The following is a 5256-nucleotide window of genomic DNA, read 5'->3' on the forward strand; positions in this document are numbered from 1 at the left end:
GCGAGCCGCGCCGCGCCTGCGCCACCGATCACGATCAGGCTGTGCACCAGGACGGCGACCGCCAGATGCAGGCTCCCCAGCGTCAGGGCCTGGCTTAGCGGCGCGCCGTGGTCCGGCCGCATGAAGGTCGGCAGCAGCGCGACATAGAAGACGGCGGCTTTGGGGTTCAGCAGATTGCCCATCAGGCCGCGCACGAACAGGCCGCGCAGCGAGCGGCCGTCTGGCGTGGGCGCCGCCTCGATCGTCGGCGCGCGCCAGGCCTCCCACGCCAGCCACAGCAGAAACAGCACGCCCGCCCAACGCAGGCCTTGATACAGCGGCGGCCAGACGGAAAAGACCTCCGTCAGCCCATAGGCGGCCGCCAGCATCCACACCGCCAGCCCCAGGGTCACGCCCGCCACAGCCGCGAAACCGGCCAGCCGTCCCCGCGCCAGGGCGACCAGCGCCAGCCAGCCCATGTTCGGCCCCGGCGTCAGCTCGATCAGCGCCACGGCGATCAGAAAAGGGCCGACGACGGCCGGATCGACGGGCCAGGCGGAATGGGCGATCACGAGGCGCTCCTGTTCGCCAGAGCCTAGGCGCGCGGCGGCGAAACGGACAGCCCCGAAAGCCGCCCAGCGGACCCCTTGTGTGACCCGATCGTCACACCCACCTCGATCTCAACAGCGCGCTGCTCAGCAGAGGGTGTGCTGAAATCCATCCGCCTCCCGAGGGGACTGAAACCATGAATCTCGAACTCTATTCCGACCGCGCCAAACAGGCCGTCCAGTCGGCCCAGTCGCTGGCCCTGGCCCGCCGTCACCAGCAGTTTGCGCCTGAGCATTTGCTCAAGGTGCTGCTGGAGGAACGCGACGGCCTGGCCCGCAATCTGATCACCGCCGCCGGCGGCGACGCCCGCCGCGCCGAGGCCGATGTCGAAACCGCGTTGAAGAAGCGCGCCCAGGTCACCGGCGGCTCGGGTCAGCTCTATCTGGACGGCGACACCGCGCGCGTCTTCGCCGCCGCCGAGGCGGCCTCCAAGACCGCCGGCGACGCCTTCGTCACCACCGAACGCCTGCTGGCCGCCCTGGCCAAGGAAGGCGGGGTCGCCGCCGAGGTGCTGAAGGCTTCGGGCGCCACGGCCGAGAAACTGGACGCCGCCATCGCCGAGGTGCGCAAGGGCAAGACCGCCGACAGCGCCGGCGCCGAGGACGGCTACGACGCCCTGAAACGCTACGCCCGCGACCTGACCCTGGCCGCCCGCGACGGCAAGATCGACCCGGTCATCGGCCGCGACGAAGAGATCCGCCGCACCATCCAGGTCCTGGCCCGCCGCACCAAGAACAACCCTGTCCTGATCGGCGAACCCGGCGTCGGCAAGACCGCCATCGTCGAGGGCCTGGCCCTGCGCATCGTCAACGGCGACGTGCCCGAATCCCTGCGCGACAAGACCGTCATGGCGCTGGACATGGGCAGCCTGATCGCCGGCGCGAAGTATCGCGGCGAGTTCGAGGAGCGGCTTAAATCCGTCCTGTCCGAGGTCTCGGCGGCCGAGGGCGGCATCATCCTGTTCATCGACGAGATGCACACCCTTGTCGGCGCCGGAAAGGGCGACGGCGCCATGGACGCCTCCAATCTGCTGAAGCCCGCCTTGGCGCGCGGCGAGCTGCACTGCGTCGGCGCCACGACCCTGGATGAATACCGCAAACACGTCGAAAAGGACGCCGCGCTCGCCCGCCGCTTCCAGCCGGTCTTCGTCGCCGAACCGACGGTGGAGGACACCGTCTCCATCCTGCGCGGGCTCAAGGAGAAGTACGAGGTCCACCACGGCGTGCGCATTTCCGACAGCGCGATTGTGGCCGCAGCCACTTTGTCGAACCGCTACATCACCGACCGCTTCCTGCCCGACAAGGCCATCGACCTGATCGACGAGGCCGCCAGCCGCGTGCGCATGGCCGTGGACTCCAAGCCCGAGGCCCTGGACGAGATCGACCGCCGTCTGGTCCAGCTCAAGATCGAACGCGAGGCCCTGAAGAAGGAGACCGACCAGGCCTCCCAGCATCGTCTGGAAAAGCTGGAGGACGAGATCGCCGATCTGGAAGGCCAGTCCGACGACCTGACCACCCAGTGGAAGGCCGAAAAGGACAAGGTCGGCCAGGGCGCCCAGTTGCGCGAAACCCTGGACCGCCTGCGCCTTGAACTCGCCAACGCCCAGCGCGCCGGCGACCTGGGCCGTGCGTCAGAGATCGCCTACGGCCAGATCCCCCAGATCGAAAAGCAGCTCGAAGAAGCCGAGGCCAATGAGACCTCCGGCAAGGGCCCCCTGACCCCCGAGGTCGTCGACGCCGAACAGATCGCCGCCGTCGTCAGCCGCTGGACCGGCGTGCCCGTCGACAAGATGCTGGAGGGCGAACGCGAGAAACTGCTCCAGATGGAGACCGCGCTCGGCGGTCGTGTGGTGGGTCAGGACGAGGCGCTGGCCGCCGTCTCCGACGCGGTGCGCCGCGCCCGCGCCGGTCTGAACGACCCCAACCGTCCGTTGGGCAGCTTCCTGTTCCTGGGCCCGACCGGTGTGGGCAAGACCGAACTGACCAAGGCGCTGGCCGACTTCCTGTTCGACGACGAGGCGGCCATCACCCGCCTGGATATGTCGGAATATATGGAGAAACACAGCGTCTCCCGCCTGATCGGCGCCCCTCCCGGCTATGTCGGCTATGACGAGGGCGGCGCCCTGACCGAGGCCGTGCGTCGTCGCCCCTATCAGGTCGTCCTGTTCGACGAGGTCGAAAAGGCCCACCCCGACGTCTTCAACGTGCTGCTGCAAGTGCTCGACGACGGCCGCCTTACGGACGGGCAGGGCCGAACCATCGATTTCAGGAACACCCTGATCATCATGACCTCCAATCTGGGCAGCCAGTATCTGGCCGATCAGGGCGAGGGGGACGACGTCGAGGCCGTGCGCCCCTTCGTCATGGACGCCGTCCGCGCCCACTTCCGGCCCGAGTTCCTGAACCGGATCGACGAGATCATCCTGTTCCACCGCCTGGGCCGCGACCAGATGGGCGGCATCGTCCGCATCCAGCTGTCACGCTTCGAGAAGCTGCTCGCCGACCGTCGCCTGACCCTGGACCTGGACGACAGCGCCCTGGCCTGGCTCGCCGACCGCGGCTACGACCCCGCCTATGGCGCGCGACCCCTGAAACGCGTCATCCAGAAGGACCTGGTCGACCCGATCGCGCGCAAACTCCTGGCCGGCGAGATCGAGGACGGCGGGGTGATCGCCGTCACCGCCAGCGAGGGCGGGCTGGAGATCGGGAAGATGCGGGTGCATTGATGACGCTTCCCCAAGTTGACTGGTCTGCTGCCGGGACCGTCGTGACGGCTTTGGCCACGATCGTGCTTGCCGTTGTGACAGCGGTCCTCGCCCGAGAAACAAAGAGATTATCGGACGCAACAAGCCAGCCCAGCGTCGTTGTGACGTTGGAGCCAAGCCCGTGGTCAATCATTCACACTAATCTTGTGCTGCAGAATACGGGCACAGGAGCCGCATATGACATCGAGATGAGGTTTGACCCGCCTCTTGTGCTGCAGCGCCGAGGCGAAGTTGCAGAGATGCCAATGAGGTCGCTGTCTGTGCTGAAGCCGAATAGCTCATTCTCGGTGTTTTTGGATGGTTTTGAGAAGCTGAATGAGCGGGTCGTCGGCGTGGAAGTTAGCTGGTTACGCTTCCCTAAAGCCAAAAAGCGCGAGGGCCACAGCTATGTTTTGAATCTTCTCAAAGATTACGAAAACTGGGGCCAGCTAGGTGGGCCTCCGCCTTTGATTCAGATCGCGCAAGACATGAAGAAGCTGCGTGAGGAACTCACCAATCTGGCCAAAAAGTAGCTTCGTCACTGAGATCCTTCTCCCATTGGGAGAAGGTGGCCGCGAAGCGGACGGATGAGGGGCGGGTGTCGAAGTCGGCGTGAGCCGCCGCAGCGCTCGGGCCGCAGCGGATGGTGGGCGGCGGACGACCCTCACCCTTTCGCGCAAGGCCGCTCGCTGCGCTCGCGGGCGCTCAAGCCCTCTCCCAATGGGAGAGGGGCGTCTCCGTCCTGATCCTTCTCCCGTTGGGAGAAGGTGGCCGCGAAGCGGTTGGATGAGGGTCGGGCGTCGAAGTCGGCGTGAGCCGCCGCAGGGGTCTGGCCGCAGCGGATGGTCGGGGACGGACGACCCTCACCCTTTCGCGCAAGGCCGCTCGCTGCGCTCTCGGAGGCTCAAGCCCTCTCCCAATGGGAGAGGGAGGTCATAGACCCAGTGTTTTGGCGCGGTCACGGATGGCGGCGTCGATGCGGTCGGGGTCGGCCAGGGCTTCGGCGTTGGTGAAGCGGATGACGGTCCAGCCCAGCGCCTCGATCGCCTGCTGGCGATAGTGGTCGTTCAAGACGACCTCGTCGCGCTCATGCACTCCGCCGTCGATCTCGATGACCAGCCGCAGCGGCACGCAGGCGAAATCCACCACACACCGGCCGACCGGATGCTGGCGACGCACCTTCCAACCGTCGACGGCGCCGCCGCGCAACCGCGCCCAGATCCGGTCCTCGGCTAACCCGCCGACTTGGCGCAGTCCGCGAGCGCGGGGCGTCAGGCGGTTGGTCGTCATGGGCGGCTCCTCTCGGCGCACACTAACGCAGAGCCGCCAGCCCGCGCATCTGCGACGCACATCGCGAACGATTTCAACACCCTGCCGCCCGCCAGCGTCATCCTCCTGCCCACGCCCCCAAACCGTGCGATCCTGTCTCGGTTCGTCCGCAGGGGACGCATCGCACGGCCGGGGAGGGCCAATTCAGACGAATTAGACGAATCAGACGAATTAGACGGTGTTTTTGTCCGCCGACCGTCTGATCTCGATCAGTCCTGCGGGATCGGATTGGTGCGCGGGTCCGGGCCGTTGGTGACGACGCGGTCGCGTTCGCCCAGGTCCTTGATGATCTTGACGTCGGTGAAGCCGGCGGCCTCGAACAGCGCCTTGACCTGCGGACCCTGATCGAAGCCGATCTCGACGGCGAAAACGCCCAGCGGCTTCAGGATGCGTTTCACCTCGGGCGCCAGATCACGATAGGCCTGCAAGCCGTCGGGGCCGCCGTCCAGCGCCAGGTGCGGGTCGTGGTCGCGGACCTCCGGGTCCAGGGTCGCGATATGGTCGGTCGGGATATAGGGCGGGTTGGACAGCACCAGGTCGAAGCTGGCGTCGCCGAAGCCCGCCGCCCATTCGGTGCGCAGGAAGGTCGCGCGGTC

At 66.9% G+C, this 5256-nt stretch carries 5 protein-coding genes; 2 read left to right on the top strand and 3 right to left on the bottom strand.

All coding sequences use genetic code 11. From position 1 onward, the window contains the following. On the bottom strand, positions 1–551 hold a 551-nt coding region (locus B3T77_RS10900), incomplete at its 3' end, for a LysE family translocator (RefSeq protein ID WP_292079527.1). A gap of 173 nt (positions 552–724) precedes the next feature. Here B3T77_RS10900 and clpB point away from each other — a divergent pair. Together clpB and B3T77_RS10910 are read left to right on the top strand one after the other, a co-directional pair. After that, positions 725–3313, top strand: a complete 2589-nt coding sequence (gene clpB / locus B3T77_RS10905) for an ATP-dependent chaperone ClpB (protein ID WP_292079530.1) — start codon at positions 725–727, stop codon at positions 3311–3313. Beyond that, positions 3310–3864, top strand: coding sequence for a hypothetical protein (locus B3T77_RS10910; RefSeq protein WP_292079533.1), 555 nt, complete (start codon positions 3310–3312; stop codon positions 3862–3864). Before clpB ends, B3T77_RS10910 begins: the two co-directional genes overlap by 4 nt. A gap of 400 nt (positions 3865–4264) precedes the next feature. Here B3T77_RS10910 and B3T77_RS10915 read toward each other — a convergent pair whose 3' ends face one another. Together B3T77_RS10915 and B3T77_RS10920 are read right to left on the bottom strand one after the other, a co-directional pair. Further along, complete coding sequence (locus B3T77_RS10915) at positions 4265–4621, bottom strand: endonuclease domain-containing protein (protein ID WP_292079535.1); 357 nt, start codon at positions 4619–4621, stop codon at positions 4265–4267. A gap of 248 nt (positions 4622–4869) precedes the next feature. After that, positions 4870–5256 (bottom strand): HemK/PrmC family methyltransferase (locus tag B3T77_RS10920; protein WP_292079537.1); only part of this gene is annotated, 387 nt, incomplete at its 5' end.

Source organism: Brevundimonas sp. UBA7838 (assembly GCF_002500885.1).
Classification (GTDB): domain Bacteria; phylum Pseudomonadota; class Alphaproteobacteria; order Caulobacterales; family Caulobacteraceae; genus Brevundimonas; species Brevundimonas vesicularis_C.

Coding starts and splice junctions, on each gene's coding strand:
- B3T77_RS10915 (WP_292079535.1), bottom strand. CDS start 4,621: ATGACGACCAACCGCCTGACGCCCCGCGCTCGCGGACTGCGCCAAGTC.
- clpB (WP_292079530.1), top strand. CDS start 725: ATGAATCTCGAACTCTATTCCGACCGCGCCAAACAGGCCGTCCAGTCG.